The organism is Pseudomonas sp. RA_15y_Pfl2_54 (assembly GCF_963971015.1).
GTDB classification, from domain to species: domain Bacteria; phylum Pseudomonadota; class Gammaproteobacteria; order Pseudomonadales; family Pseudomonadaceae; genus Aquipseudomonas; species Aquipseudomonas baetica_A.
Genome location: NZ_CAXAPN010000038.1, coordinates 34,008 through 60,260 on the forward strand (window position 1 = coordinate 34,008; position 26,253 = coordinate 60,260).

The 26,253-nt window shown below is 58.3% G+C and carries 29 protein-coding genes; 13 read left to right on the forward strand and 16 right to left on the reverse strand.

The features are described 5' to 3' along the window. The first annotated feature begins 67 nt into the window (after positions 1 to 67). Positions 68 to 538 carry a Cys-tRNA(Pro) deacylase gene (ybaK, locus tag AACY50_RS24215; protein ID WP_339433501.1) on the forward strand — a complete coding sequence of 157 codons (471 nt, stop codon included), beginning with the start codon at positions 68 to 70 and terminating at the stop codon, positions 536 to 538. A gap of 95 nt (positions 539 to 633) precedes the next feature. Continuing rightward, the gene (locus AACY50_RS24220) at positions 634 to 1,416 is read left to right on the forward strand and encodes a PhzF family phenazine biosynthesis protein (protein WP_339433500.1); all 783 of its coding nucleotides are present in this window, start codon (positions 634 to 636) and stop codon (positions 1,414 to 1,416) included. Between the two features lie 119 nt (positions 1,417 to 1,535). Here AACY50_RS24220 and AACY50_RS24225 read toward each other — a convergent pair whose 3' ends face one another. Next, positions 1,536 to 2,645, reverse strand: coding sequence for an ABC transporter ATP-binding protein (locus AACY50_RS24225; protein WP_339433499.1), 1,110 nt, complete (start codon positions 2,643 to 2,645; stop codon positions 1,536 to 1,538). Next, positions 2,642 to 3,562 (reverse strand): ornithine carbamoyltransferase, encoded by a 921-nt coding sequence (gene argF / locus AACY50_RS24230; RefSeq protein ID WP_339433498.1) that lies wholly within the window; start codon positions 3,560 to 3,562, stop codon positions 2,642 to 2,644. The genes AACY50_RS24225 and argF overlap by 4 nt, the downstream gene beginning before the upstream one ends. A gap of 404 nt (positions 3,563 to 3,966) precedes the next feature. Here argF and AACY50_RS24235 point away from each other — a divergent pair, with 404 nt between their 5' ends. The 3 genes from AACY50_RS24235 (at position 3,967) to grxD (ending at position 6,935) form a co-directional block, all read left to right on the forward strand. Then, entirely contained in the window at positions 3,967 to 4,257 is a 291-nt protein-coding gene (locus AACY50_RS24235) for a hypothetical protein (RefSeq protein ID WP_339433497.1), read from the forward strand. 133 nt (positions 4,258 to 4,390) lie between these two features. Then, positions 4,391 to 6,496 (forward strand): molybdopterin oxidoreductase family protein, encoded by a 2,106-nt coding sequence (locus AACY50_RS24240; RefSeq protein WP_339539267.1) that lies wholly within the window; start codon positions 4,391 to 4,393, stop codon positions 6,494 to 6,496. A 97-nt stretch (positions 6,497 to 6,593) separates the two neighbouring features. Next, positions 6,594 to 6,935 (forward strand): Grx4 family monothiol glutaredoxin, encoded by a 342-nt coding sequence (gene grxD / locus AACY50_RS24245; RefSeq protein ID WP_016773402.1) that lies wholly within the window; start codon positions 6,594 to 6,596, stop codon positions 6,933 to 6,935. Positions 6,936 to 7,041: 106 nt separating this feature from the next. Here grxD and bfr read toward each other — a convergent pair whose 3' ends face one another. Then, a complete protein-coding gene (bfr, locus tag AACY50_RS24250) occupies positions 7,042 to 7,515 on the reverse strand; it encodes a bacterioferritin (RefSeq protein ID WP_003227727.1) in 474 nt (157 codons plus the stop codon). Positions 7,516 to 7,716: 201 nt separating this feature from the next. Next, positions 7,717 to 7,935, reverse strand: a complete 219-nt coding sequence (locus AACY50_RS24255; RefSeq protein ID WP_003227725.1) for a bacterioferritin-associated ferredoxin — start codon at positions 7,933 to 7,935, stop codon at positions 7,717 to 7,719. A 314-nt stretch (positions 7,936 to 8,249) separates the two neighbouring features. Here AACY50_RS24255 and AACY50_RS24260 point away from each other — a divergent pair, with 314 nt between their 5' ends. Next, positions 8,250 to 8,852 (forward strand): peroxiredoxin, encoded by a 603-nt coding sequence (locus AACY50_RS24260; RefSeq protein WP_003227723.1) that lies wholly within the window; start codon positions 8,250 to 8,252, stop codon positions 8,850 to 8,852. Positions 8,853 to 8,926: 74 nt separating this feature from the next. On the opposite strand, the gene rnt is transcribed toward AACY50_RS24260, so the two are convergent. After that, on the reverse strand, positions 8,927 to 9,604 hold the full coding sequence (rnt, locus tag AACY50_RS24265; RefSeq protein WP_095190452.1) for a ribonuclease T: 678 nt from the start codon (positions 9,602 to 9,604) through the stop codon (positions 8,927 to 8,929). Continuing rightward, complete coding sequence (gene pyrC, locus AACY50_RS24270) at positions 9,601 to 10,647, reverse strand: dihydroorotase (RefSeq protein WP_221732093.1); 1,047 nt, start codon at positions 10,645 to 10,647, stop codon at positions 9,601 to 9,603. The genes rnt and pyrC overlap by 4 nt, the downstream gene beginning before the upstream one ends. 159 nt (positions 10,648 to 10,806) lie before the next feature. Here pyrC and AACY50_RS24275 point away from each other — a divergent pair, with 159 nt between their 5' ends. Further along, positions 10,807 to 11,715: a flagellar protein MotY gene (locus AACY50_RS24275; protein WP_339539268.1), complete on the forward strand. Its 909-nt coding sequence runs from the start codon at positions 10,807 to 10,809 to the stop codon at positions 11,713 to 11,715. A 129-nt stretch (positions 11,716 to 11,844) separates the two neighbouring features. Continuing rightward, entirely contained in the window at positions 11,845 to 13,062 is a 1,218-nt protein-coding gene (locus AACY50_RS24280) for an argininosuccinate synthase (protein WP_186622245.1), read from the forward strand. A gap of 133 nt (positions 13,063 to 13,195) precedes the next feature. Here AACY50_RS24280 and AACY50_RS24285 read toward each other — a convergent pair whose 3' ends face one another. Then, positions 13,196 to 13,909, reverse strand: a complete 714-nt coding sequence (locus AACY50_RS24285; protein WP_339539269.1) for a hypothetical protein — start codon at positions 13,907 to 13,909, stop codon at positions 13,196 to 13,198. Positions 13,910 to 14,425: 516 nt separating this feature from the next. Here AACY50_RS24285 and AACY50_RS24290 point away from each other — a divergent pair. Further along, positions 14,426 to 15,052 (forward strand): response regulator transcription factor, encoded by a 627-nt coding sequence (locus tag AACY50_RS24290; protein ID WP_042560733.1) that lies wholly within the window; start codon positions 14,426 to 14,428, stop codon positions 15,050 to 15,052. Between the two features lie 90 nt (positions 15,053 to 15,142). Here the strand turns inward: AACY50_RS24290 and AACY50_RS24295 are convergent, their stop codons facing one another. The 8 genes from AACY50_RS24295 to metG all read right to left on the reverse strand — a co-directional run bounded on the left by AACY50_RS24295 (position 15,143) and on the right by metG (position 22,159). Beyond that, a complete protein-coding gene (locus AACY50_RS24295) occupies positions 15,143 to 15,322 on the reverse strand; it encodes a PA3496 family putative envelope integrity protein (protein WP_339433493.1) in 180 nt (59 codons plus the stop codon). 106 nt (positions 15,323 to 15,428) lie between these two features. Next, complete coding sequence (gene nth / locus AACY50_RS24300) at positions 15,429 to 16,067, reverse strand: endonuclease III (RefSeq protein WP_339539270.1); 639 nt, start codon at positions 16,065 to 16,067, stop codon at positions 15,429 to 15,431. Continuing rightward, on the reverse strand, positions 16,064 to 16,633 hold the full coding sequence (locus AACY50_RS24305; protein ID WP_339433491.1) for an Rnf-Nqr domain containing protein: 570 nt from the start codon (positions 16,631 to 16,633) through the stop codon (positions 16,064 to 16,066). Before AACY50_RS24305 ends, nth begins: the two co-directional genes overlap by 4 nt. Further along, positions 16,630 to 17,235 carry an RnfABCDGE type electron transport complex subunit G gene (locus tag AACY50_RS24310; protein WP_339466344.1) on the reverse strand — a complete coding sequence of 202 codons (606 nt, stop codon included), beginning with the start codon at positions 17,233 to 17,235 and terminating at the stop codon, positions 16,630 to 16,632. Before AACY50_RS24310 ends, AACY50_RS24305 begins: the two co-directional genes overlap by 4 nt. Next, positions 17,232 to 18,215, reverse strand: coding sequence for an RnfABCDGE type electron transport complex subunit D (locus AACY50_RS24315; protein WP_339433489.1), 984 nt, complete (start codon positions 18,213 to 18,215; stop codon positions 17,232 to 17,234). Before AACY50_RS24315 ends, AACY50_RS24310 begins: the two co-directional genes overlap by 4 nt. Beyond that, entirely contained in the window at positions 18,202 to 19,410 is a 1,209-nt protein-coding gene (gene rsxB / locus AACY50_RS24320) for an electron transport complex subunit RsxB (RefSeq protein ID WP_339539271.1), read from the reverse strand. The genes AACY50_RS24315 and rsxB overlap by 14 nt, the downstream gene beginning before the upstream one ends. After that, positions 19,407 to 19,976 (reverse strand): electron transport complex protein RnfA, encoded by a 570-nt coding sequence (locus AACY50_RS24325; RefSeq protein ID WP_339539272.1) that lies wholly within the window; start codon positions 19,974 to 19,976, stop codon positions 19,407 to 19,409. The genes rsxB and AACY50_RS24325 overlap by 4 nt, the downstream gene beginning before the upstream one ends. Before the next feature lie 131 nt (positions 19,977 to 20,107). Then, on the reverse strand, positions 20,108 to 22,159 hold the full coding sequence (gene metG, locus AACY50_RS24330) for a methionine--tRNA ligase (RefSeq protein WP_339433486.1): 2,052 nt from the start codon (positions 22,157 to 22,159) through the stop codon (positions 20,108 to 20,110). Between the two features lie 155 nt (positions 22,160 to 22,314). Here metG and apbC point away from each other — a divergent pair, with 155 nt between their 5' ends. Next, a complete protein-coding gene (apbC, locus tag AACY50_RS24335; RefSeq protein WP_339433485.1) occupies positions 22,315 to 23,409 on the forward strand; it encodes an iron-sulfur cluster carrier protein ApbC in 1,095 nt (364 codons plus the stop codon). A gap of 65 nt (positions 23,410 to 23,474) precedes the next feature. On the opposite strand, the gene AACY50_RS24340 is transcribed toward apbC, so the two are convergent. Further along, the gene (locus AACY50_RS24340) at positions 23,475 to 24,233 is read right to left on the reverse strand and encodes an SDR family oxidoreductase (protein ID WP_339539273.1); all 759 of its coding nucleotides are present in this window, start codon (positions 24,231 to 24,233) and stop codon (positions 23,475 to 23,477) included. 162 nt (positions 24,234 to 24,395) lie between these two features. On the opposite strand from AACY50_RS24340, the gene AACY50_RS24345 reads away from it, so the two are divergent. From AACY50_RS24345 to AACY50_RS24355, 3 genes are all read left to right on the forward strand, one after another. Continuing rightward, positions 24,396 to 25,127: a HugZ family pyridoxamine 5'-phosphate oxidase gene (locus tag AACY50_RS24345; RefSeq protein WP_339433483.1), complete on the forward strand. Its 732-nt coding sequence runs from the start codon at positions 24,396 to 24,398 to the stop codon at positions 25,125 to 25,127. Between the two features lie 65 nt (positions 25,128 to 25,192). Further along, on the forward strand, positions 25,193 to 25,669 hold the full coding sequence (locus AACY50_RS24350; RefSeq protein ID WP_339433482.1) for an FxsA family protein: 477 nt from the start codon (positions 25,193 to 25,195) through the stop codon (positions 25,667 to 25,669). A gap of 259 nt (positions 25,670 to 25,928) precedes the next feature. After that, positions 25,929 to 26,222: a co-chaperone GroES gene (locus tag AACY50_RS24355; RefSeq protein ID WP_007916610.1), complete on the forward strand. Its 294-nt coding sequence runs from the start codon at positions 25,929 to 25,931 to the stop codon at positions 26,220 to 26,222. The last annotated feature ends 31 nt before the right edge of the window (positions 26,223 to 26,253 follow it).

Below are 26,253 nucleotides of genomic sequence, written 5' to 3' on the forward strand. Positions count from 1 at the left end.
CTTTTCGCCGGCGATGGCCTAGAATTCTGCGCAGGATTTTTCTGTCACTGCCGAGCCTGGAGCTGTCATGACCCCTGCGTTGGACTTGTTGAAAAAAGTTCGTGCCGAACATCGCGTGCACAGTTACGAACATGACCCCAAAGCCGCGTCTTACGGGCTGGAGGCCGCAGAAAAACTGGGGCTTGAGCCTGCGCAGGTGTTCAAGACGCTGCTGGCCGCCACTGAAAAGGGTGAATTGCTGGTCGCCGTGGTGCCGGTCGTCGGAAGTCTCGATCTAAAAGGTCTGGCACACGCCGCCGGTGTCAAAAAAGTCGAAATGGCCGACCCGGTGGCGGCACAGCGTTCTACGGGGTATCTGTTGGGTGGCATCAGCCCTCTGGGGCAGAAGAAACGCTTGCGCACTTTTATTGACCGCTCGGCTCAGGGGTTTGCGACCCTTTACGTCAGTGCCGGCCGACGCGGGCTTGAGGTCGAGTTGGCGCCTGCCGCGTTGGCCGAACATACCCAGGCCACATTTGCCGACATCGGCCGCGCATGACCATTTGCACTGTATGAAGAAAATTGGCCGGTTCTGTCACTGGCGCGGATCAGGTGTCAGTTGCATGCTCGATCAACGGACTGAGGGAGAAGGTTATGCAGCTCGAGTTTCATCAGGTCGACGCGTTCAGTGATCGGCCGTTCAGTGGCAATCCAGCGATGGTCTATCGGCTCGACGCCTGGCTGGCGGACGAGTTGATGCAGAAAATCGCCGCCGAACACAATCTGGCGGAAACTGCGTTTCTGGTACGCGAAGGTCAGGCTTGGCATATCCGCTGGTTCACCCCGACCACCGAAGTGCCGTTATGCGGTCACGCCACGTTGGCCAGTGCCTATGTGCTATTCGAAATTTACAAGGAAACCGCCGAACGCCTGGATTTTGTCTGTCAGTCCGGGCCGCTGAGTGTCAGTCGTGAGGGGCGGCGATTGTGGCTGGACTTCCCGTCGATCGAGCCTTGCGAGATTGGTGTGACGCAGGATGTCGAGCGGGCGTTGGGAGTCGAGGCGCTGGATGTGCTCGGCTCCAGTGAGCTGTTTGTGGTGCTGGAGTCGGAGCAGGCCGTTCTGGATTGCAAGCCGGACAGGGTCGCGCTGGCCAAGCTGCCGTGGTTGGGTGCGATCGTCACCGCTCGCGGCAATCAACACGATTTCGTCTCGCGCTACTTTGCGCCAGCGATTGGTATCGATGAAGACCCGGTGACTGGTTCGACCCATTGCAGCTTGATTCCATACTGGTCAAAGAAATTGGGCAAATCGAGCCTGACCGCATGCCAGCGTTCGGCGCGGGGCGGGGAGTTGTTCTGTCGGCTGGAAGGTGAGCGGGTGAAGATTGGCGGTCATGCGACGCTGGTGGCGAGCGGCACACTGCGCCTGGGTTAAGACAAAAACCAATGTGGAAGCGGGCTTGCTCGCGAAGGCGGTGTATCAGCAAACACTCGTGCTGAATGACACGACGCTTTCGCGAGCAAGCCCGCTCCCACATTTTCTATCGTGTTGAATCAGAGCGCGCTGCTGTAGCGGCGCACGCCGTTTTCCACTGCCGGAATCTGCGCTGCCGTGCTACCGGATGCCTGGAACAACACCAGATGTTCGGCTGCAACACGAATCCCCACCTCAGCACCGACGTGGTGATCGGCATGACTGGGGAAGATCGACTCCAGTTGCGCACCGGTCGGCAGTTGCAGGCGATAAAGCGTCGAAGCCCCCAGGAACGTCTTGCCGACAATCCTCGCCTTCAAAGCACTGTCCGGCGCATAAACGATGTCGTCCGGACGCAACAGCACATCCACCGCACCACCCACCGGCCAGGTATAGGCGCGATTACCGCGCAGTTCACCCAGTTCGGTCTGCACCGATTCCGGGCTGCCGAGCTGGCCGCGAATGAAGTAGCCCTGACCGATGAAACTGGCCACAAAAGGCGTCGCCGGTTCGTGATACAGGTTGTACGGGGTGTCCCATTGCTCCAGTCGCCCCTCTTTGAAAACGCCGACGTGATCACTCACGGCAAAGGCTTCTTCCTGATCGTGGGTCACCAGTATCGCGCTGGTACCACGAGCCTTGAGGATGTCGCGTACTTCATGGCTGAGTTTGCGGCGCAGTTCGCCATCGAGGTTCGAAAAGGGCTCGTCGAGCAGCAGCAGTTGCGGCTCTGGCGCCAAGGCGCGGGCGAGGGCGACACGCTGTTGCTGGCCACCGGACAATTCGTGCGGGAAGCGTTTGCCAAGGTCCTTCAGGTTGACCAGTTCCAGCAACTCCTCGGTCACGCGCTCCTTGTGCGGATGCTTGCGAATGCCGAAGGCGATGTTGTCCGCGACGCTCAGGTGCGGGAACAGCGCGTAGTCCTGAAACACCATGCCGATCCGGCGTTTCTCCGGTGCCAGGGTGAAACCAGGGCTGGAAAGGGTCTCGCCACCGAGGGTGATTTCACCTTCGTGCACCGGTTCGAAACCGGCGATGGCGCGCAGGGTGGTGGTCTTGCCGCACCCGGATGAGCCGAGCAGGCAGCCGATATCGCCGGCGTTGAGGTGCAGATTGAGGTTCTGCACCACACGTTGATCTTGATAGCCGCAAGCGAGGTTGCGCAGGTTCAGCAGTAATTCATGGCTCATGCGTGGTGATATGCCGGTTCGACGAGGAACTCGAGCAGGGCCTTCTGTGCGTGGAGACGGTTTTCTGCCTGATCCCAAGCGACCGAGCGCGGGTCATCAAGCAGGTCGAGACTGATTTCTTCGCCACGGTGCGCGGGCAGGCAGTGCATGAACAGCACGTCCTCGGCGGCCAGATCGAGCAGGGCACGATTGACCTGGAACGGGGTGAACAGCTTGAGACGCTTGGCGGTTTCTTCTTCCTGGCCCATGGACGTCCAGACGTCGGTGCTCACCAGGTGCGCGCCGCGCACGGCGTCCTGTGGGTCGCGGACGATGGTCACGCGGTCGCCGGCCTTGGCGACGAACTCCGGGTTTGGCTCGTAGCCTTCCGGGCAGGCGACGCGCAATTGGAAGTCGAACTGGATCGCGGCCTCTATATAGCTGTTGCACATATTGTTGCCGTCGCCGATCCAGGCAACCGTTTTGCCCTGGATCGAGCCGCGATGTTCGAGGAACGTCTGCATGTCGGCCAGCAACTGGCACGGGTGCAGGTCATCGGACAGGCCGTTGATCACGGGCACGCGGGAGTTGGCTGCGAATTCGGTCAGGGTGCTGTGGGCAAAAGTACGGATCATCACCGCATCAAGCATGCTCGACATGACGATGGCGCAGTCGCCTATCGGCTCGCCACGGCCCAGTTGGGTGTCGCGTGGCGAAAGGAAAATCGCCTGGCCGCCGAGCTGGATCATGCCGGCTTCGAAGGAGATCCGGGTGCGCGTCGAGGATTTCTCGAAGATCATCCCCAGCACACGGTTTTTCAGAGGCTCGAACAGTACGCCGCGGTTACGCAGGTCCTTGAGCTCAACGCCTCGACGGATCACGCTGACCAGCTCTTCGGGCGTGCAATCCATCAGGGAGAGAAAGTGCCTTGCGCTCATCATTGACTACCTTTTGCTACACACCGCAGATGCTCAAAGCCTTGTTTAACGGAACAACGGGCGAGACCTGCGGCGTAAGCCGCACGGGGCGACGAAAATGGGGGAAGGCGCGATATTGACACTAAATGTCGCGTTTTTCCAATAGGCTACGGTTTTTTGCGGAATTCGGAGGGCGGACTTGGAGTTGCAGTCGCGCATTTGAAGCCGGGTTCAGGACAGCAGCAAGCCTCTTTGTACACTGGCCTCAAGGGGCTTGGCAATCCGCCGTGGCGCAGATGGCGCTGCTTTGGTCGGTTTACGACCACAGCGGCACGAATCGCTTGGTCGGGTGCTCGGGCTGAAACATTTGCTAAAGCAAAGTGCTGGGTTATAAATACATTTCGAGCGACGCAGGAAGCCTCCGCATGGAATCGAAAGAACAACTGTTAATGGAATTGCTGGGCCACACGGCTCGCTCACTGACCCATCTCACCGCCTCGGTCACCTCGATGTCCTTCGAGCTGCTGCGCAGCGAGGACGAAGTGGTCAAGACTGCCGGTCGGCACATGATCGACCGGATGGCAACCATCAGCGCCGGGCTCGACGAGCATTGGCGTCTTATCGGTGAACTCACCGGCGTGCATATTGCCCACGAACAGATCGAAACCATCCAGGAAATTCAGTTGCAGGCGCCACCGCACTTGCCGCAGAACTGACGCAATGGGCTATCGGCTCGCCTGATAACCGTCGATTCACAAGACGAACGTCGCTGGCGCCCGGCCGGCGCCCGGGCCATAGTTTTGTTCCCGCAGGCGTAGTGCCCGCCCCAGAACAAGACAGAGACTGGCCATGACCAAGACTCTCCATCACCGTGCCTGCCACCTGTGTGAAGCCATCTGTGGCCTGACCCTCGAGACCACCGAAACCGATGGCAATGTTGCGATCACCTCGATCAAGGGCGATGCCCTCGACACGTTCAGCCGTGGGCACATCTGCCCCAAGGCCGTGGCGTTGCAGGATATTCAGAATGACCCCGATCGCCTGCGCCAGCCAATGCGCCGGGTTGGCAGTGAATGGCTGCCGATCGAGTGGGATGAGGCGTTTGCGCTGGTGGCCGAGCGTCTGGCGGCGATTCAGGAGCGCCATGGGCAGAACGCGGTGGCGGTCTATCAGGGCAACCCTAGCGTGCACAACTACGGGTTGATGACCCACAGCAACTACTTCCTCGGTTTGCTGAAGACGCGCAATCGCTTCTCGGCGACCTCGGTCGATCAGTTGCCCCATCATCTGAGCAGTTATCTGATGTACGGCCACGGTTTGCTGTTGCCGATTCCTGATATTGATCACACCGATTTCATGCTGATTCTGGGCGGTAATCCGCTGGCGTCCAACGGCAGCATCATGACCGTGCCTGACGTCGAAAAGCGCCTCAAAGCCATTCAGGGCCGGGGCGGCAAAGTGGTGGTGGTCGATCCACGGCGCAGCGAGACGGCGGCAATCGCTGATCAACATCTATTTGTGCGGCCCGGGGGCGATGCGGCCTTGCTGTTTGGTGTCCTCAACACATTGTTTGGCGAAGGCTTGACCCGCGACAGTCACTTGCCGGTCGACGGCCTGGACGAGGTGCGCGCCGCCGTGGCGACGTTCACCGCAGAAGCCATGAGCCCGTTGTGCGCCGTGCCCGCCGAACAGATCCGCCAGTTGGCCCGCGATTTTGCCGCCGCGCCCAGCGCGGTTTGCTACGGGCGGATGGGCGTTTCAACGCAAGCCTTCGGCACCTTGTGCCACTGGGTGGTGCAGTTGATCAATCTGGTGACCGGCAACCTTGATCGCGTCGGCGGGGCGCTGTGCACGGAGCCTGCGGTGGATCTGGTGGCATCGACCTCGGGCGGGCATTTCAATAAATGGCAAAGCCGTGTGTCGGGCCGTCCCGAGTACGGCGGCGAGTTGCCGGTGTCGGCGCTGGCCGAAGAAATGCTCACCGACGGCGAGGGGCAGGTGCGCGCACTGATTACCGTCGCCGGTAACCCGGTGCTGTCGACGCCTAACGGGCGGCAACTGGAGCAGGCGCTGGACGGTCTGGAGTTCATGGTCAGCATCGACCTGTACATCAACGAAACCACGCGTTATGCCGACCTGATCCTGCCGTCGACTTCGGCGCTGGAGAACGATCACTACGACACCACGTTCAATCTGTTCGCGGTGCGCAATGTCACCCGTTTCAATCGCGCAATTCTCGCCAAACCCGAGGGCGCCTTGCATGACTGGGAGATTTTCGTCGGCCTGGCCAAAGCGTTTGCCGAAAAAACCGGCAAGGAACTGAAGCCAACAATGCCGCCGGCGAAGATGATCGACTTGGGCCTGCGCATGGGGATCTACGGTGACGCGGGCGAGCAGAAACTGTCGCTGGCAACGCTGTTCGATCATCCGCACGGCATTGACCTTGGCGCGCTGAAACCCAATCTCACGCCACGCCTGAAAACGCCGAATCATCGCGTGCAGGCCGCGCCGCCGGAGATCCTCGCCGACCTCGCACGGTTCGCGACATTGCAGGCGCCCGCCGCCGATGAGTTGCTGATGATCGGCCGCCGCCATGTGCGCAGTAACAATTCCTGGATGCATAACTATCATCGTCTGGTGAAAGGCAAGCCAAGGCATCAATTGCTGATGCACCCGGATGACCTCGCCAGTCGTGGGCTTGAAGATGGCCAGTTAGTGCGCGTCAGTTCACGGGTCGGGCAGATCGAAGTCCAAGTGCTCGGCAGTCTGGACATGATGAAAGGCGTGGTGAGCTTGCCTCACGGCTGGGGGCATGCGCGTCCCGGTGTACAGATGGCGATTGCCAGCAGTCAGCCGGGTTCCAGTGCCAACGACCTGACCGATGAGTGTCAGCTTGACGAGCTGTCGGGTAATGCCGCGCTCAATGGCGTTCCGGTGACGGTGGTGGCAGCCTGAGCATGTCTGTCGGGGAGACCGAGCATGGCGCTCGGGATTCCGTTACAATGCGCCACCGTGCCGACCCATGAGTCGGAAAGTTCAGCCGAGGTGCTCCATGGATATCATCGAAACGATTAAAGAGCAGATTGCCAACAACACCATTCTGCTTTACATGAAAGGCTCGCCGAATGCCCCGCAGTGTGGCTTCTCCGCGAAAGCTGCGCAGGCTGTGATGGCGTGTGGCGAAAAGTTTGCGTACGTGGACATCCTGCAGAACCCGGAAATCCGCGCCAACCTGCCAAAGTACGCCAACTGGCCGACTTTCCCGCAATTGTGGGTGGGCGGTGAGCTGGTCGGCGGTAGCGACATCATGACCGAGATGGCTGCAGACGGTTCGCTGCAAAGCACCATCAAAGCGGCTGTCGAAGCCGCTGCTGCGAACAAGTCCGAAGCCTGATCGGCTTTTTCGGGTTTCGGCCAATGCTGAAACCCGAGCAATAAAAAGCCCCGCGCCTCAAAAGAGGGCGGGGCTTTTCAGTGTCTCGCGTTTAGCGGGCGCTAACTTACTCTTCGCCCATCTGCGATTGCAGATAGTTCTCAAGACCGACTTTATCGATCAGGCCCAGTTGGGTTTCCAGCCAGTCGATATGTTCTTCTTCGGATTCGAGAATGTCTTCGAGCAGTTCACGGCTGCCGAAATCGCCAACGGATTCGCAATGCGCAATCGCGGCTTTAAGGTCAGCATGGCCGGTCTTCTCGATACGCAGGTCGCATTCCAGCATTTCCTGGGTATGCTCGCCGATGTGCAGTTTTCCCAGATCCTGCACGTTCGGCAGCCCTTCGAGGAACAGAATGCGCTTGATCAGCTTGTCCGCGTGTTTCATCTCGTCGATGGACTCGTGGTACTCGTGCTTGCCCAGCTTGTTCAGGCCCCAATCTTCATACATGCGGGCATGCAGGAAGTACTGATTGATCGCGACCAGTTCATTGGCAAGGATCTTGTTGAGATGCTGGATGACTGTAATGTCGCCTTTCATGATGGGAGTCCTGCCCTGTATTAGCTGTATATAGGGCGGAGTTTGGGCTGCACTTTTATAAGTGTCAAACCTAAGTTATTGAATAATAAATGAAAATAAATCTGAATAAGAATGTTTGTGTTCCGCGTCTGGAGCCTAACCAATTGATTTTCAGGCATAAAAAAACCGGACATCAAGTCCGGTTCTTTGAAATGAGGGTATTTACGCGGCAGTAAATTCTACCGGGTAGGGGATCGCGGCCTGGGCGGTTTGCAGCTTGGTCAGGGTTTCGCGAACCACTTCCTTGGCCAGGCAAGCACATTTGCCACATTGGCTGGCGACGCCGGTGGCCTGGCGAACTTCTTTGTAGCTGCAGCAACCTTCATAGATCGCTTCGCGGATCTGTCCGTCGGTGACGCCAGTGCAGAGACAAACATACATAAGTGAGAACCGTCGCTGGTTGTGACTCAATTGCGATGGATCTTAATGTTAACGAGAATGATTGTCAAAGTGCTTTCGCAAAGCTTTTGGCCAGAATGGCCAGTGACTGACGAACGGTGACAAGTGGCTATTTGCCTGGCCCTGTAAATGCAGCGTCCTTATTCGCCTGCCCCAAAAAACCTTTAAGGACAGGCCAAAAACGCAGTGTATGATGGTCGGCCCTTGCGAAGGGGGTTCGTGTCACAGGGCTGTCGCCTGAGGGTGGCAGGCTGGCCCGGACCCTGAACTTCAAGTTTTTACACCAGGAGATATCAATGAGCGTACTCGTAGGCAAACAAGCCCCTGACTTCACCGTACCGGCCGTACTCGGCAATGGCGAGATCGTTGACAGCTTCACCCTGTCGTCGGCCATCAAAGGCAAATACGGCCTGGTGTTCTTCTACCCACTGGACTTCACCTTCGTCTGCCCGTCCGAGCTGATCGCTCTGGACAACCGCATGGCCGACTTCAAGGCACGCAACGTTGAAGTGATCGCGGTTTCGATCGACTCGCACTTCACCCACAACGCCTGGCGCAACACCCCGGTCAACAATGGCGGCATCGGCCAGGTGAAATACACCATGGCTGCCGACATGAAGCACGACATCGCCAAGGCTTACGATGTTGAATCCGAAGGCGGCGTGGCGTTCCGTGGTGCCTTCCTGATCGACGACAAAGGCGTTGTCCGCTCGCAGATCATCAACGACCTGCCGCTGGGCCGTAACATGGAAGAGCTGATCCGTCTGGTCGACGCTCTGCAATTCCACGAAGAGCACGGCGAAGTCTGCCCTGCCAACTGGAAGAAAGGCGACAAAGGCATGAACGCTTCGCCAGAAGGTGTTGCGGCTTACCTGACCGAGAACGCTGCTGCCCTGTAAGGCGCAACGTCAAGGTACAAAAAAACCGGCTCACGTAGCCGGTTTTTTCATGCGCGGGATTTATTCGAAAACCATCAGTCGTCGAAGTCTTCCCAGCCGCCCATCTGTTTCCAGCGATTGACGATGCCGCAGAACAGCTCAGCGGTTTTCTCGGTGTCGTAACGCGCGGAGTGCGCCTCACGGCCGTCGAAATCGATATCGGCTGCCTGACAGGCTTTCGCCAGTACGGTTTGACCGTAGGCCAGACCGGCCAGCGTGGCGGTGTCGAAGCTGGAGAATGGGTGGAACGGATTGCGCTTCATATCCAGTCGCGCAACAGCGGCATTGAGGAAGCCGAGGTCGAAGCTGCTGTTATGGCCGACCAGAATCGCCCGTTTGCAGCCGTTGGCTTTCAACGCCTTGCGGATGCCACGGAAGATATCGGTCAGCGCCGTTTCTTCGCTGACGGCCATGCGCAACGGGTGATCAAGCTTGATCCCGGTGAACTCCAGTGCCGCCGCTTCGATGTTGGCGCCTTCAAAAGGCTCAACGCGGAAGAAGTAGGTGTGATCCGGGTAAACGAAACCCTTTTCATCCATGGCGATGGTGGTCGCGGCAATCTCCAGCAATGCATCGGTGGCCGAGTTGAAGCCACCGGTTTCTACGTCGACGACAACCGGCAGGTAACCGCGAAAACGCGCTGCCATTGGATGACGGGAACCGCCGCCGCCACCTTGACCTTCCAGTTCGTCGTCGAAATGGTCTTCACTCACGCGTGTTCCTCCAGCAGGCGCCAGCGCAGCTTTTCACCGGCGCGCAGCGGGATAACGGTCAACTCGCCAAACGGCAGGCTGGTCGGGGCGGTCCATTCTTCGCGAACCAAAGTGATGCGGTCGGTATTGGCCGGCAGGCCGTAGAAGCGTGGCCCGTTGAGGCTGGCGAACGCTTCTAGCTTGTCCAGCGCATTACGCTGTTCGAAGGCTTCGGCGTACAACTCGATGGCGGCGTACGCGGTGTAGCAGCCGGCGCAGCCGCAGGCGGCTTCCTTGGCGTGCTGGGCGTGCGGTGCCGAGTCGGTGCCGAGGAAGAACTTCGCACTGCCGCTGGTGGCGGCGTCGAGCAGGGCTTCCTGATGGGTATTGCGCTTGAGGATCGGCAGGCAATAGAAGTGCGGGCGAATCCCGCCAACCAGCATGTGGTTGCGGTTGTAGAGCAGGTGATGCGCCGTGATGGTCGCGCCAACGTTGGCCGAAGCCTCGTTGACGAACTGCACCGCATCGCCAGTCGTGATGTGTTCGAACACCACTTTGAGCGTCGGGAAACGCTCGACGACACGGCGCATGTGCTCATCGATGAAAATCTTTTCGCGGTCGAACACGTCGACATCGCCGCGCGTGACTTCACCGTGGATCAGCAGCGGCATGCCGACTTCGGCCATGGCCTCCAGCGCCGGGAAGATCTTGTCGATGCTGGTCACTCCGGAATCGGAGTTGGTGGTCGCGCCGGCCGGGTACAGTTTGGCGGCGTGCACGAAACCGCTGGCCTTGGCCTCACGAATTTCTTCGGGCTGGGTGCGGTCGGTGAGGTACAGCACCATCAACGGCTCGAAACCACTGCCGGCCGGGCGAGCAGCGAGAATCCGCTGGCGATAGCCGTCGGCTTCAGCGGCGTTGCGCACCGGAGGTACCAGGTTGGGCATGATGATGGCGCGACCGAAGGTGCGCGCAACATCGGCAACGGTATTGGTCAACACAGCACCATCGCGAAGATGAATGTGCCAGTCGTCGGGACGCAGCAGGGTCAGGCGGTCGGACATGAGGGGATTCCAGGCGGGTCAAACTGAGGGGAATGCTACCCGAAAAGACTCTTGCAGGCACTCGCTATCAAGTTTTGCAGGAACCTTCCGATATCCCATAGGTATGCCGTAAACATGTGTCTATCGGTCTTTTTGTTGCAGAAGCCAATGGAGCCTCCCGTGCGCCAGCGTTATTTAGCCTTGCTCAGTGTGTTTGCCAGCCTTCCCGCGATGGCGCTGACCTACCAGACTCGACTGGAGAACATTGAGTGGACGGTCGCCGGCGATAAGTTCGAATGCCGTCTGACGCAACCGATCACTGATTTCGGTTCGGGAGAGTTCGTGCGCAGGGCCGGTGAACAGGCAATATTTCGTTTGAACGCCTATAACGCCATGCTGGGCGGCGGTTCGGCGACGTTGCTCGCGGCAGCCGCGCCATGGCAGCCGGGGCGCGGCGACATCAATCTGGGCTCTGTCAGGCTGGGCAGCGGCAACATTCTGTTCAGCAGTTCGCAGTCTCAGGCAGGTGGACTGATGAGCGGCCTGATGGACGGGCGCAGCCCTGTTGTACGCCGTGCCTCGGGCGATGGCCGGGTTTCGGAAGTGCGCCTGTTGCCGGTCAAGTTCAGCAAGGCGTTCAACGAATACCAGAGTTGTGTGGCGAAATTGCTGCCACAGAATTTCGATCAGATCAAACAGTCGCAGGTCGGCTTCCCTGGGGGGGGCATTGATCTTGATGCTGCCGCCAAGGCCAAACTGCAGGTCATGCTCGATTACATGAAGGCCGATCCGACGGTCAATCACATCGAGCTTGACGGCCACTCCGACAACAGCGGTAATCGCCTGACCAACCGCGAGTTGTCGCGCCGCCGTGCATTGGCTGTGGTCGACTTCTTCAAGGCCAACGGCATTCAGGAATCGCAGATCACTGTGCGTTTCCACGGTGAACGTTATCCACTGGTGCCGAACACCAATGCGACCAATCGGGCGAAGAACCGCCGGGTGAATGTACATTTGTCGCGCGTGACCCCGACCACGGCTCCAGCGCCTCAGGCCAGCACTCCCGCCAATACCGCGGCGACTTCCTGACCTGCCGGTCATCGTCGCGCTCTCGACAGATTCTGTCGCTTTGTCGTCTTAAGCTGTCGCGCCTCTGTAAATTATCGCGTTGGAGCGGTAGACTCCTCGGCTTTCCGTAGAACCCCGTGGAGTGATGGCATGGCGGACGTAAACAAGGTCGTTCTGGCGTATTCCGGCGGCCTGGACACTTCGGTGATCCTCAAGTGGCTGCAGGATACTTATAACTGTGAAGTGGTGACCTTCACCGCAGATCTCGGTCAAGGCGAAGAGGTCGAGCCGGCCCGCGCCAAGGCTCAGGCCATGGGCGTCAAAGAAATCTACATTGATGATCTGCGCGAAGAGTTCGTGCGTGATTTCGTGTTCCCGATGTTTCGCGCCAACACCGTTTACGAGGGCGAGTACCTGCTGGGTACTTCCATCGCACGTCCATTGATCGCCAAGCGTTTGATCGAAATCGCCAACGAAACCGGCGCTGACGCCATTTCTCACGGTGCGACCGGCAAGGGCAACGACCAGGTGCGTTTCGAACTGGGTGCCTACGCACTCAAGCCAGGCGTGAAAGTGATTGCTCCGTGGCGCGAGTGGGATCTGCTGTCCCGCGAGAAGCTGATGGACTACGCCGAGAAGCACGCGATCCCGATCGAGCGCCACGGCAAGAAAAAATCCCCGTACTCGATGGATGCCAACCTGCTGCACATCTCCTATGAAGGCGGCGTGCTGGAAGATACCTGGACCGAGCACGAAGAAGACATGTGGCGTTGGACCGTCTCCCCGGAGAACGCTCCTGACACCCCGCAGTATCTGGAACTGACCTACCGCAACGGCGACATCGTTGCGCTGGACGGCGTCGAAATGACCCCGGCCACTGTTCTGGCGACACTGAACAAGATCGGTGGCGAGCACGGCATCGGCCGTCTGGACATCGTCGAAAACCGTTACGTGGGCATGAAGTCCCGTGGTTGCTACGAAACCCCGGGCGGCACCATCATGCTGCGCGCTCACCGCGCCATCGAGTCGATCACTCTGGACCGCGAAGTCGCTCACCTCAAAGACGAGCTGATGCCGAAATACGCCAGCCTGATCTACACCGGCTACTGGTGGAGCCCTGAGCGTCTGATGCTGCAACAGATGATCGACGCTTCCCAGGTCAACGTGAACGGTGTGGTTCGCCTGAAGCTGTACAAGGGCAACGTGATCGTGACCGGCCGCAAGTCCGACGATTCGCTGTTCGACGCCAACATCGCAACGTTCGAAGAAGATGGCGGCGCTTACAATCAGGCCGATGCGGCGGGCTTCATCAAGCTCAACGCGCTGCGCATGCGCATTGCTGCCAACAAGGGCCGCAAACTGTTCTGAGATTTTTCAGACTGATGCGCAATGAAAAGGCGGCCTTGTCTTTGAGACAAGGTCGCCTTTTTTATCAATTCTTTGTTTGGTGCTAATCGAGCAATGTCCCTGGTCTGTCTGCTTCTGCGGTAGTCCTCACCCGTCAAACCCGCCCCAGCAGCGTTACCGCTTGCGAGCACAGGTTGTAAACAATACAAAGCGTTGTGCCCGAGCCTTTCTTCGCGTGCCTGATCTGCGATAGCGCACTCTTGGTCAAGGAAACATCCGACACATGATTGGAAAGAAATACGATGGCCCGCGCAGTTTTCTTGTCGGTACGGCGGATCCTTTCCAGCATCGTGTTCAGTTCTCTCGATGCATCAATATTCCTTGCATCGATGATGTGCAGGTGGCTGATGGAGACAGGCAAGTGAATATTGTGTTGAACCGTCAGGTTCGGCGCTGAGCCGATGCCTGGTGGCGGGTCGGGCGCATTGTGGATTTTGCACGACTCCTTGCCTTGGGCTGCGCCGGGTTCGCTGGGCACGATGAAACTTGATATTCCGAAAGTCCCGTGAGCTGGATCCTGCTGTGATGTGTTTCGCTTGTTATCGCGACAATTATTGTTGATGACTTTTAAGAAGCTCTTGTCCTTGCCGAAATCAGAGGGTGAATAGAGTGAGCGGTAGTTGAAGTTTAAAGTGATAAAGAAAAGAAATAACAAGTAGAACGGAAAGCTTATCAGGAACCAGACGTAGATTTCGCGATCTTCGCTATCAAGGAACGGCAGAGAAACGGCGGCGGAGGCCTCGGATATAGCGGCGAATATAGCGATAATCGTCATCGGGTTGGATATTTTGTTTTTTATCTTTAACATTTAAGTGCTCTTTTTTTTGAGTGGTTTTGTTATGGGTGACTGTGTTTTGTTGTTTGTTGGTTAAGTGTGCTGTTGATGTTTGTATTTATAGCAAAAGTGTTTGCTTAAGTATAAATATCTTGTTTCAAGTGTTTATGATTCGGTCGGTTGTATATTAAGGTTGTAGGAGATTGCCGTCATTGCATGATATTTCTGATTGGGAGTGAATTCGTGTTGTGGCGCTGCTATTCGACACAGGTCCCGCAGTTTGAATGTCATGATGCCCGGCTGTGAGACCGCGTTGCACAGGAGTCGGTCGCAAGCTGTTACAGGTAAAAAACAGAAATGTTTCAGGGGCGTGAGCGAGGTGCTTTGTCGGATATTTAGAGAAGAGTGGGATTTTTGTAGGATTAATCCTTAATGCCCGTAGGGTATGTCTCTCGATGCAAGTGCGTGAGAGCGCTGGCATGCCATCAGGCAAGTGACTGGGCTATTGTGCGTGTTCTAAAAATTCGAACAGCGAAACTGGACTTGCCCATGAATAAAGTGCTGATCGTGGATGACCACCCCGTCATTCGTCTTGCGGTACGTATGCTGATGGAACGTCATGGCTACGAAGTCATTGCAGAAACTGACAACGGTGTAGATGCACTACAACTTGCTCGTGAACAAATGCCCGATATTGTTATTCTGGATATTGGAATACCGAAACTTGATGGTCTGGAAGTTATTGCGCGCCTGACTTCGGTCGCGATGCCCATAAAAGTTCTGGTGCTGACTTCCCAGGCGCCCGGGCATTTTTCAATGCGTTGCATGCAATCGGGGGCGGCGGGTTATGTATGTAAACAGCAGGATCTGACCGAGTTGCTCAGCGCGATCAAGGCCGTTTTGTCCGGCTACAGTTATTTTCCCAATCAGGCGTTGCATACAGTACGTACCAGTCTGGGCAATGCCAGCGAAGCCGACATGGTAGATCGCCTTTCCGGGCGGGAAATGATGGTTTTACAACAGTTGGCGCGAGGCAAGACCAACAAGGAAATCGCCGATGGCATGTTTTTGAGCAACAAGACAGTGAGCACCTACAAGACTCGCTTGCTGCTGAAACTCAATGCGCGCTCGCTGGTTGATCTGATCGAGTTGGCGCAACGCAATGGGCTTGTCTGAATACCTCAGTAAGCTGACGGGGTCATGGGCCGATCGAATTCAGCTAGTTATAGAAAGTGAAAAGCCTCCGGTTCGGGAGGCTTTCAAGTATCAGAGATCAAAATCGTAATCGGCCAATTGCTTTTGCAGTCGGCGCTCCTCCAGCAGGTTGTCGATCGTGCGGCGCTTGCTCAGATTGGTTTTGGCGACTTCCACGACCGGTTCCTCTGCATCAGCGTCTGCGGTGTCAACGTCATCTTCTATGTCCAGTTGTTCTTTGTCGCTACTCATAAGGTTAACTCCGGCTAAGACTGCCTTTGGCGCTCCTTATATCGGTAATGCAGCGACGGGTAAAAAAGATTTTTTCAATCGACCAATCAACAAAGCTAATAGCCGCTCAATCGTCCGATGTTTTGGCTTTGTACTCGCACAAGTCCTCGATCCGACAGCTACCACAGCGTGGCTTGCGCGCCAGACACACATAGCGGCCAAGAAGAATCAGCCAATGGTGGGAGTCGAGCAGGAATTCCTTTGGCACAAATTTCATCAGCTTCTTTTCAACCTCGACGACATTCTTGCCCGGTGCAATGCCTGTGCGATTGCTGACGCGGAAAATGTGCGTGTCGACCGCCATGGTCAACTGGCGAAACGCGGTATTGAGTACGACGTTGGCGGTCTTGCGGCCAACGCCGGGCAAGGCTTCCAGCGCTTCGCGCGTCTGTGGTACTGCACTGTCGTGGCGTTCGACCAGCAGACGGCAGGTTTCGATGACGTTTTTCGCCTTGCTGTTGTAGAGGCCGATCGTCTTGATGTATTCAGACAATCCTTCGACGCCCAAGGCATGGATTGCTGCTGGCGTATTGGCCACCGGGAACAGTTTTGCCGTGGCCTTGTTGACGCCAACGTCGGTGGACTGCGCCGAGAGAATTACGGCAATCAGCAGTTCGAAGGGCGAGGAGTAGGCCAGTTCAGTCTTCGGCTCGGGATTGTCTTCATGCAGTCTGCGAAAAATCTCATGACGTTTTGCGGCGTTCATGGGCGATGCGATTCCTTGGATATAGAGTTCGAGCGAGTCCACGCCTGACGGGCCGCGAGCAGTAGCCCCAGCACGATGAAGGCGCCGGGAACCGTGGTTGGCAGATGCAGGCCATCGCTGAGCAAAACAAGACCTTGCCAGTGTTCGGATAGCCCGCGACCGAGACTGCCGTGACCGATGAGTTCACGCAGTGCGGCGAGCGCCAGCATGAGCCCGCCAAACAGGCCCGCTAGCTTGAAGCGCTTGGCCGGCGGTTGCTGGAAGAAGCCATTGTGCTCCAGCACCACGCACTGCAAGGCGATCAGGCCCGTATAGAAACCGAACGCCTGATGCCATGGCAGCAACCAGCGCTGCGCAAGAATATCGGCGCAACTGGTCAGCGAAGCGGCGAGCAGCAAACTGGCCAGCAACGCACTTGCCCCGGTCAGTCGCGAGCGCATCAGCGGCATGCACACACCATAAATCCCCACGACAGTGACAAACATCAGTAGCGTGCCCAGCGCGGCGGCCAGCGTTTGCGTGGCGCCAAGCAGCAGCACCAGCATCAGCGTGTTCGACAGCTTCATGATCCACTCCCCAGCAACGCCGGCCTATGCTCATCGAAGTAGCGCAACGCATCATGGATCGCGTTGATCGCTGCACGGGAGGTGATGGTCGCCCCGGCCATCTGATCAAATTGTCCCTGATCGCTTTTCAACGCCCAGCCTGCGTTCGTCGGCTCATGGCTCGATTGGCCGGTGAACGCTTGCAGCCAGGCATTTGGCCAGTCACCAATAACCCCTCCCAGCGCCGGGGTTTCGGTTTGCTTCAGGGTTTTCACACCGAGCAATTTTCCGTCGGCATCAATGGCGATCAACAGTTCTATGACACCGGCATATCCCTCGGTCAGGCTACGCAGCAGCACCGCAACCGGTTGCCCGCCTTTGGTCGCCCGATAGCCGCCCGCCAGCGTGCTGTGGCTTAAGGCAATGTCGGTCAAGGCCAGAGGTTGGTCCAGCGGTTGATTGTCGTAAGACTCGGCCGGGATCACATCCAGTAATTTGCGGTTATCGATCAGGCGTTGTTCGGCGGCGATCTGCGGCGCATTGCTACGCTGCACGAGATACGTCGCACCGATACCGATGAAGGCCAACAAAAACAGCGTGATGAGGCTGGTCGTGCGGTTCATGGACTCACCTGTGTCTGGCGGGCGGCAGCAAAGCGTTCCAGTGCCGGTACGCACAGATTCATCAGCAATACGGCAAACGCCACACCGTCGGGATAACCGCCCCATGTGCGAATCAGATAAGTCAGCAGCCCGACGCCGACGCCAAACAGCAGGCGGGCGAACAGGTTTTTAGCCCCGGACACCGGCTCGGTAATGATGAAAAACGCACCGAGCATGGTCGCGCCGCTCAGCAGATGAAACAACGGCGATCCGTGGGAGTTCGAACCCGAGCCGTTCCAGCACAACAGGCTGACGGCAAACAGGCTGGCGAGCATGCCGAGCGGCGCCTGCCAACCAATCACTCGGCGTTGCAGCAGGAACAGTCCGCCGGCGAGAAACGCCAGGTTGACCCATTCCACACCACGCCCGCCGACACCACCGAACGCCGGATTGGTGGCGAACAGTTCATCGATGGTCAGGTTTTTGTTGATGCGCAAGCTGTCCAGTGCCGTGGCCTGAGCCCATGCATCCGGCGGCTGTCCTGGATTGAACACCTGTTGTACGGCTGCGATCAGGTCCATGCCGTGGGCCGGCCAATGAGTCATTGGCTGTGGGAACAAAACGATGGCCAAGACAAATCCGAGCATCGCCGGATTGAACGGGTTTTTTCCGACGCCACCGTACAAGTGCTTGCCGAGCAGCAGGCCAGAAGCAATCGCCGTGACCGTCAGCCACCACGGGCAGTAAGGGGGCAGGGCGGCCGCTAGCAGTGTCGCGCTGACCACCGCGCTGCCATCGATAAGGGTTGACTGAATGGGGCGATGACGTAAGCGGGTGGCCGCCGCTTCGACGACCAATGCAGTGGTTATCGCCAGGATCAGATTGATCAGCACGCCCCAACCGTAGAACCAGAACAACGCCAGCAACCCAGGCAGCGTCGCGAGCAGCACCTGTTTCATCGCCTGTTGCAGGCGATCGTCCGGCATCTCAAGGGGCGACATGGTCTTGCACCTGGCGCTCGGCGTCTTGCAGGCGAGCGCGGGCCTTGTCGAGTGTTTCGGTTGGGGTGTCGGCGTGGCGTTCCAGTTTATTGAGTTCGGCGCGAGCGTAGGCCAATGCGGTTTTCAACTGCCGAAGCTGGCTGTCGATCGGGCGTTTTTCCACGCGCACAAGGTCAGGAGCTGGCTGATCACTGGAGGCTTCAGCGGCATGCAGGGCTTGCTCGGCATCACACAGCGCCTGTTCCAGCGTCGCGATTTGCTCCGTTGAAGCTTCCGCAGTTTGTGCTTTTTTCAGTTCGGCGCGGCGCATGGCCAGCTGGATTTTCGCTCGTTTAAGGTCAGCGTCTTTTGCCGGGGCAGGCGCTGGCGGGGCGGTTGGAGTGCTGTTTTCGAGTGATGCCAGCGCCTGTTCGGCCGCTTCGAATTGTTGCTGCAACACGATCAGTTGCGCCTGTTGCTCGAACGTCGGCGGATGACCGAAGGCTTTCAGCGACTTGTGCAATTGCGCGCGACTCATCGCGACATCGATCTTGGCTTTCTTCAATGCGGCATCGGTGGTGGCCATTTTCTGTGCCCGCACACGTTCCAGCGCAGCCTGCACCGGGTCGAGCGTGGAGACTTGGGGCTGCGCTGAACGTTTGGCGCGCGCTTCACGCTCGGCCTGTTTGTGCTGTTCTTCGCGTTCGAGGCGGGCATTGCGTCGCTCGAAACGCTGGCGCGCGTGATCGCGTTTGGCCGCGCGCTCGCGCTGTTCCTCGAGACTGAATGCCAGACCTCCCACCACTGGCAACGTAGTCGGCGGCAGCGGATGCATCTCAATGCAATCTACCGGGCACGGCGCCACACACAGGTCGCAACCGGTGCACTCGTCGATCAAGACCGTATGCATCAGTTTCGCTGCTCCGACGATGGCGTCGATCGGACAGGCTTGAATGCACTTGGTACAGCCGATGCATTCGGCTTCACGAATGTAGGCCACTTGTGGCGGCGCCGAACCTCGACTGATGTCCAGTTCCAGCACCGGTATTTTCAATAACCCGGCCAGCGCCGCGATGGTTTCGTCCCCCCCCGGCGGGCACTTGTTGATCGGTTCGCCATTGGCGATGCCTTCTGCGTAGGGCTTGCATCCGGGGTGGCCACATTTGCCACATTGGGTCTGCGGCAGCAGGGCATCGATGCGTTGAATCAGACTCATGTTTTGATCAGTCCACTGAATCCGAGAAAAATCACTGCCATCAGTCCGGCGCTGATCAGGTCGATCGGCAAGCCGCGAAAGGGCAGGGGAATATCGTTGCCAGCGGTGCGCTCACGCAAATCGCTGAACAGGCTCAATACCAGCCAGAAACCCAGCCCAGCGCCGAGGCTCAGCGCGGCGGCATGCAACAGCCCCTGATCATTCTGCGCATTGATCAGCGCCAGTCCAAGTACGCCGGCATTGCCCAGCAAGAGCGGCCATAGACCGTCGAATGGCCAGTTGGGCAGCCCGCACGCCAGCCATTTCAGCAGCGGTGCGATCAGCAACACGCTCAACGGCAGAAACACGAACAAGCGCAGGGCTTCAAGTTGCAGTGGTACCAGCAGCCAGTGCCAGATGACGTACCCCGCCACGCCGACGATCAGCATCAAGCACAGGGTCGCCAGTCCCAACGCATGCACCTGACGTCGACTGCCCGCCAACAGCGGATCGACGCCCAGCGGCCAGTGCAACACGAAGTTGTTCAGCAACGCAGCACTGATAAGCGTAAGCAGGAGTTCGGTCATGGTTCTGCCAGCAAAACGGGCGGATGTCTCATAAGGTTAGGCATTATCCGGCAGCCACGATGGGTGGGCCAGATATGAAAAATCCCACAGGCATGCGGGGCACGCCTGTGGGATCAATTTACCGCACCGTCTTACTTGATGCGCTGACCCGGCTTGGCGCCGCTGTCCGGGCTCAGCAGGTAGATTTCTTCACCGCCAGGGCCGGCGGCCATCACCATGCCTTCGGAGATGCCGAACTTCATTTTCCGTGGCTTGAGGTTGGCGATCATCATGGTCAGGCGACCGTCGAGCTGGGACGGATCCGGGTAGGCGCTCTTGATCCCGGAGAACACGTTGCGTTGCTCGTCACCGATGTCCAGGGTCAGGCGCAGCAGTTTGTCTGCACCTTCCACGTGCTCAGCCTTGACGATCAGCGCCACCCGCAGGTCGACGGCGGCAAAGGTGTCGAAGTCGATTTCCGGCGACAGCGGATCCTTGGCCAGTTCGCCGTTGCCGGCCGGGGCGGTTGCACCGGTGTCGGTCTGGCTGGCGGTCAGGTCTTCTTTCGAGGCATCGCTCATGGCTTGTACTTTTACCGGGTCGATGCGCGTCATCAACGGTTTGAATTCATTGAGCTGATGGTTGGCCAGCAGGGTGGTGTGGTCGTTCCAGGTCAGCGGGGCGACGTTGAGGAACGCCTCGGCATCGGCGGCCAGCAGCGGCAGTACCGGTTTGAGGAAGATCACCAACTGGCGGAACAGGTTGATGCCGGTGGCGCAGATCGCCTGCACTTCAGCCTGTTTGCCTTCCTGCTTGTTCAACGACCACGGTGCCTTGTCGGCGATCCACGCGTTGGCGCGGTCGGCCAGGGCCATGGTTTCACGCATGGCGCGGGCGAAGTCGCGGGCTTCATAGGCGTCGGCAATGCTTGGCGCAGCGGCCAGGAACGCTTCGGTCAGCTCTGGCGCGGCATTGTTGTCGACCAGCAGGCCGGCGTTGCCCTTGTGGATAAAACCGGCGCAACGGCTGGCGATGTTGACCACTTTGCCGACCAGGTCGGAGTTGACCTTCTGCACGAAGTCTTCGAGGTTCAGGTCGAGGTCATCGACGCCACGGCCCAGCTTGGCCGCGTAGTAATAGCGCAGGTATTCCGGCGACAGGTGATCCAGATAAGTACGTGCCTTGATGAAGGTGCCACGGGACTTGGACATCTTCTGGCCGTTGACGGTCAGGTAGCCGTGGACGTTGATCCCGGTCGGTTTACGCAAACCGGCACCTTCGAGCATCGCTGGCCAGAACAGCGCGTGGAAGTTGACGATGTCCTTGCCGATGAAATGGTACAGCTCGGCGGTGGAATCCTTGCCCCAGAACGCGTCGAAATCAAGCGCAGGTGTGCGCTCGCAAAGGTTCTTGAAGCTGGCCATGTAGCCGATTGGCGCATCCAGCCACACGTAGAAATACTTGCCCGGCTCGCCCGGGATCTCGAAACCGAAGTAAGGCGCATCGCGGGAGATGTCCCACTGCTGCAGGCCAGCGTCCAGCCACTCGGCAATCTTGTTGGCGACCGCGTCTTGCAGGGTGCCGCTGCGGGTCCAGGCCTGCAGCATTTCCTGGAAGTCCGGCAGCTTGAAGAAGAAGTGCTGGGAATCCTTGAGTACCGGGGTGGCGCCGGAGATGGCCGACTTCGGATCCTTCAGATCGGTCGGGGCGTAGGTCGCGCCGCATTTTTCGCAGTTGTCGCCGTACTGGTCTTCGGTGCCGCATTTCGGGCAGGTGCCCTTGATGAAGCGGTCGGCCAGGAACATTTTCTTTTCCGGGTCGAAGTACTGGGTGATCGAGCGTTGGGCAATGTGCCCGGCGTCACGCAGCTTGATATAGATCTGGCTCGACAGCTCACGGTTTTCTTCGGCGTGAGTGGAGTGGAAGTTGTCGAAGTCGACCAGGAACTCGGCAAAGTCGGCGCTGTGTTCAGCCTGCACGTTGGCGATCAGTTGTTCCGGAGTGATGCCTTCCTTTTCTGCGCGCAGCATGATCGCCGAACCGTGGGCGTCGTCGGCGCAGACATAGATGCACTGGTTGCCGCGATGCTTCTGGAAGCGCACCCACATATCGGTCTGGATATATTCCAGCATGTGGCCAAGGTGGATCGAACCATTGGCGTAGGGCAGGGCGCTGGTGACGAGGATCTTGCGTGGCTCGGACATGTGGGGCTTCGCTACTTGATGAAACGGAGGTCGGCCACTATAAAGCGCCGGGAAAGATATTTCACCCCTGCAAATAGTTGCAGGGCATGCCGTCAGGAGGGCAGAAGGGGTAGGATACCCGCCATCTTTTCCCAGTCTTGTTATCGGAGTTGCCCATGAGCGCCGTCACTCGCGCAGCGGTGGAAGCCGTCCTCAGCCAATACACCGACCCTTACCTGAACCAGGACCCGGTCAGCGCCGGTTGCGTGAAGAACATCGAAATCATCGGTGATCGCGTCAATGTTCAGTTGGAAATCGGCTATGCCGCCGGTCTGTTCAAGAGTGGCTGGGCACAATTGCTGCAACTGGCCATCGAAAATATCGACGGTGTGGTCATCGCCAGGGTCGAGGTCAACAGCGTGATCGCCGCGCACAAGGCCCAGGCACAGATTCCGGGCCTGGCCAACGTCAAGAACGTGGTCGCCGTGGCGTCGGGCAAGGGCGGCGTGGGCAAGTCGACCACCGCGGCCAACCTCGCGCTGGCGCTGGCCCGTGAAGGCGCCAAGGTCGGGATTCTCGACGCCGACATCTATGGCCCCAGCCAAGGCATCATGTTCGGCATCCCGGAGCGCACCCGCCCAGAGGTCAAGGATCAGAAGTGGTTCGTGCCGCTCAAGGCTCACGGTGTGGAAGTCATGTCGATGGCGTTCCTGACTGACGACAACACGCCGATGGTCTGGCGCGGGCCGATGGTTTCCGGCGCGCTGCTGCAACTGGTCACGCAAACGGCGTGGGGCGATCTGGATTATCTGGTGATCGACATGCCGCCAGGCACCGGTGACATTCAGTTGACCCTGGCGCAGAAAGTCCCGGTGGCCGGTGCGGTGATTGTCACCACGCCACAGGATCTGGCATTGCTCGACGCGCGCAAAGGCGTGGAAATGTTCCGCAAGGTCAACATTCCGGTGCTGGGCGTGGTGGAAAACATGGCCGTGCACATCTGCTCGAACTGCGGCCATGCCGAGCATCTGTTCGGTGAGGGCGGTGGTGAGAAGCTGGCGACTCAATACGGCGTCGAGCTATTGGCTTCGCTGCCGTTGTCGATGCTGATCCGCGAGCAGGCCGATGGCGGCAAGCCGACAGTGATTGCCGAGCCGGACAGCCAGATTGCCATGGTCTATCAGGAACTGGCCCGCCACGTCGGCGCGCGGATTGTCTTGCAGGAAGCGGTAACGCCGGCAATGCCGAACATCACCATCAGCGACGATTGATGGCCTGAAACACAATCAACTGTGGGAGCGAGCAAGCCCGCTCCCACACTGGTCTTGTGTCGGGGTTAGATACGCAAGCCGCCATCCATCTCCAGAATCCGGCCGGTGTAGTAGTCGTTTTCGAAGATGTATGCCGCCGAATGGGCGATTTCTTCTGGTTTTCCCATGCGTTTGAGCGCAATCCCTGACGTCATCTTCTCCAGCGCTTCGGGCTTCATGCCCAGGGTCATCTCGGTTTCGATGAAGCCCGGCGCAATGCCCGCCACGCGAATGCCGTAACGCGCCAGTTCTTTGGCCCAGGTCACGGTCGCCGCGACAACGCCGGCCTTGGCGGCAGAATAGTTGGTCTGGCCAACGTTACCCGCCCGCGAGATCGACGAAATGTTGATGATCGCGCCGCTGTTTTTCAGCTCGACCATTTTCGCCGCCACTTCACGGGTGCACAGGAACACGCCGGTCAGGTTGACGTCGATCACCGCCTGCCATTGGGCCAGGCTCATCTTGGTCATTTCGCCGTCCTCGACCTTGAGCAGCAGGCCATCGCGCAGGATTCCAGCGTTGTTGATCAGGCCGTGGATCGCACCAAAATCGGCGGCCACCTGGGCGACCATGTGCTCAACCTGTTCCTCATTGGCAACGTTGCACAGATAGCTGCGCGCTTGGACACCCTTGGCTTTGCAAGCTGCGACGGCGTCGTCGAGTTTTTCCTGGTTCAGATCGACCAAGGCAAGCTTGGCGCCTTTGCCTGCGAAATACTCGGCCATGGAACGGCCCAAACCCTGGCAACCGCCCGTGATAATGATTACTTTGTCGTTGAGTTGCATTCGCATGCCCCGATAGCAGGTCAGAGTGGTTTTCCCTTAGAGAGCCTCTCGATCTGCGCCCGACCTGGCCTGGCTGCACATGAGAATTGCCCCGAGAGTGAGCGGGACTTATCCCGGTCATCTGTCCGTTTTATCGACGGATTCTTTTTAAGGAGTCATAAATTGAGCGTTGAAGTGGCCAAGAATGCCCGAGAATTGCTTCTCAAGGAATACCGGGGAGTGCTGTCGACCCACTCCAAATCGATGCCCGGCTTTCCCTTTGGCTCCGTGGTGCCTTATTGCCTTGATGAGCAGGGCCGGCCGCTGATCCTGATCAGCCGCATCGCCCAGCACACCCACAACCTGCAAAAAGACCCTAAATGCTCGATGCTGGTGGGCGAGCGTGAGGCCGATGATGTGCAGGCCGTTGGTCGCCTGACCTATCTGGGCGAAGCGCAAAAACTCGAAGACGCTGTGGCCATTGAAGCGGCCGCCGAGCGCTACTACCGCTACTTCCCCGATTCGCAGAACTACCACAAGGCTCACGATTTCGATTTCTGGGTGCTCAAACCGGTGCGCCATCGTTACATCGGCGGTTTTGGCGCGATTCACTGGATTGACCAGCTGACCTTGGCCAACCCGTTCGCCGGCAAGGCTGAAATCAGCATGGTCGAGCACATGAACAGCGATCATGCCAAAGCCATTGCGCACTATGTCGACCTCTGTGGTCTGCCGAAAAGTGTGCCGGCGCAATTGGCCGGGATCGACACTGAAGGCATGCATCTGCGGATCGGTCAGGCCCTTTACTGGCTGCCGTTTCAAGCGCCATGTCATACGCCGATACAAGTGCGCGAAGCCTTGGTTTCTCTGGCTCACGCTCAGGTGTGGCCAAAAAATGCAGTGGCCGATGCTTGAATTCACGAAAGGGCGACGTCATCTAGGGCTTACTGCAAGGCATTTCTTGCGTTGAGGAATTTTTGATGCGCCCTTTTTTGTTGCTCTTTCTGCTGTTTCCGGTGCTGGAGCTATTCGTATTCGTCAAAGTGGCAGGCACCATCGGGTTTTTCCCGGCCCTGCTGCTGATCATTCTCGGCTCGATGTTCGGCGTGTTCGTGCTGCGCGTCGCCGGTCTGGCAACGGCGCTGCGTGCCCGTGAAAGCCTGAACCGCGGCGAACTGCCTGCGCAAACCATGCTTGAAGGCTTGATGCTGGCCCTGGCCGGCGGCCTGCTGATCCTGCCGGGTTTCATCAGCGACGTGGTCGGTCTGGTGATGCTGTTGCCGTTCACTCGTCGCCTGCTGGCCAACAAGATGCGCCAGCGTGCTGAAGAACAAGCCATGCGCCAGCGTGCGTTCGCCGATGACCTGCAACCTCGTGGCGGTCCTGCACCGCGACAGCCTGTGGGCCGCGAGGGCGATGTGATCGAAGGTGAGTTCGAACATCGCGACTCCAAGTAGCGCTTGCATCGACACGGCACCTTCGGGTGCCGTGCTCGTTAATGGGCTGCTTTTGTAAAGAACATCAGTAAAATTTTTTAGCGGCGCCCTTGTAATAAGCTTGTGCGCCCTTATGTATCGGTCACCGAAAGGTTTCCGATATTTGAGTCGGACAGACTTGCGCGGCTCGCTCGACGAACCGCAACCGGCGCAGGCCGGATTTGTTAAACCCGCCGGGACTACACCGGCCGATGAAAACCACAATTAGGAGAGATCGACAATGAAGCTTCGTCCTCTGCATGACCGCGTCGTTATCCGTCGCAGCGAAGAAGAAAAGAAAACCGCTGGCGGTATCGTCCTGCCAGGTTCGGCTGCTGAAAAAGCCAACCACGGTGTGATTCTCGCTGTAGGCCCGGGCAAAGCTCTGGAAAACGGCGAAGTGCGCGCACTTTCCGTGAAGGAAGGCGACAAGGTTGTGTTCGGTCCTTACTCCGGCAGCAACACTGTGAAAGTCGACGGCGAAGACCTGCTGGTAATGAGCGAGAACGAAATCCTCGCTGTTATCGAAGGCTGATACCTCCGTTCATTTTCCCGCTACTACAAAG

Coding starts and splice junctions, on each gene's coding strand:
- ybaK (WP_339433501.1), top strand. CDS start 68: ATGACCCCTGCGTTGGACTTGTTGAAAAAAGTTCGTGCCGAACATCGC.
- AACY50_RS24220 (WP_339433500.1), top strand. CDS start 634: ATGCAGCTCGAGTTTCATCAGGTCGACGCGTTCAGTGATCGGCCGTTC.
- AACY50_RS24225 (WP_339433499.1), bottom strand. CDS start 2,645: ATGAGCCATGAATTACTGCTGAACCTGCGCAACCTCGCTTGCGGCTAT.
- argF (WP_339433498.1), bottom strand. CDS start 3,562: ATGAGCGCAAGGCACTTTCTCTCCCTGATGGATTGCACGCCCGAAGAG.
- AACY50_RS24235 (WP_339433497.1), top strand. CDS start 3,967: ATGGAATCGAAAGAACAACTGTTAATGGAATTGCTGGGCCACACGGCT.
- AACY50_RS24240 (WP_339539267.1), top strand. CDS start 4,391: ATGACCAAGACTCTCCATCACCGTGCCTGCCACCTGTGTGAAGCCATC.
- grxD (WP_016773402.1), top strand. CDS start 6,594: ATGGATATCATCGAAACGATTAAAGAGCAGATTGCCAACAACACCATT.
- bfr (WP_003227727.1), bottom strand. CDS start 7,515: ATGAAAGGCGACATTACAGTCATCCAGCATCTCAACAAGATCCTTGCC.
- AACY50_RS24255 (WP_003227725.1), bottom strand. CDS start 7,935: ATGTATGTTTGTCTCTGCACTGGCGTCACCGACGGACAGATCCGCGAA.
- AACY50_RS24260 (WP_003227723.1), top strand. CDS start 8,250: ATGAGCGTACTCGTAGGCAAACAAGCCCCTGACTTCACCGTACCGGCC.
- pyrC (WP_221732093.1), bottom strand. CDS start 10,647: ATGTCCGACCGCCTGACCCTGCTGCGTCCCGACGACTGGCACATTCAT.
- AACY50_RS24280 (WP_186622245.1), top strand. CDS start 11,845: ATGGCGGACGTAAACAAGGTCGTTCTGGCGTATTCCGGCGGCCTGGAC.
- AACY50_RS24285 (WP_339539269.1), bottom strand. CDS start 13,909: ATGTTAAAGATAAAAAACAAAATATCCAACCCGATGACGATTATCGCT.
- AACY50_RS24290 (WP_042560733.1), top strand. CDS start 14,426: ATGAATAAAGTGCTGATCGTGGATGACCACCCCGTCATTCGTCTTGCG.
- AACY50_RS24295 (WP_339433493.1), bottom strand. CDS start 15,322: ATGAGTAGCGACAAAGAACAACTGGACATAGAAGATGACGTTGACACC.
- nth (WP_339539270.1), bottom strand. CDS start 16,067: ATGAACGCCGCAAAACGTCATGAGATTTTTCGCAGACTGCATGAAGAC.
- AACY50_RS24305 (WP_339433491.1), bottom strand. CDS start 16,633: ATGAAGCTGTCGAACACGCTGATGCTGGTGCTGCTGCTTGGCGCCACG.
- AACY50_RS24310 (WP_339466344.1), bottom strand. CDS start 17,235: ATGAACCGCACGACCAGCCTCATCACGCTGTTTTTGTTGGCCTTCATC.
- AACY50_RS24315 (WP_339433489.1), bottom strand. CDS start 18,215: ATGTCGCCCCTTGAGATGCCGGACGATCGCCTGCAACAGGCGATGAAA.
- rsxB (WP_339539271.1), bottom strand. CDS start 19,410: ATGAGTCTGATTCAACGCATCGATGCCCTGCTGCCGCAGACCCAATGT.
- AACY50_RS24325 (WP_339539272.1), bottom strand. CDS start 19,976: ATGACCGAACTCCTGCTTACGCTTATCAGTGCTGCGTTGCTGAACAAC.
- metG (WP_339433486.1), bottom strand. CDS start 22,159: ATGTCCGAGCCACGCAAGATCCTCGTCACCAGCGCCCTGCCCTACGCC.
- apbC (WP_339433485.1), top strand. CDS start 22,315: ATGAGCGCCGTCACTCGCGCAGCGGTGGAAGCCGTCCTCAGCCAATAC.
- AACY50_RS24340 (WP_339539273.1), bottom strand. CDS start 24,233: ATGCAACTCAACGACAAAGTAATCATTATCACGGGCGGTTGCCAGGGT.
- AACY50_RS24350 (WP_339433482.1), top strand. CDS start 25,193: ATGCGCCCTTTTTTGTTGCTCTTTCTGCTGTTTCCGGTGCTGGAGCTA.
- AACY50_RS24355 (WP_007916610.1), top strand. CDS start 25,929: ATGAAGCTTCGTCCTCTGCATGACCGCGTCGTTATCCGTCGCAGCGAA.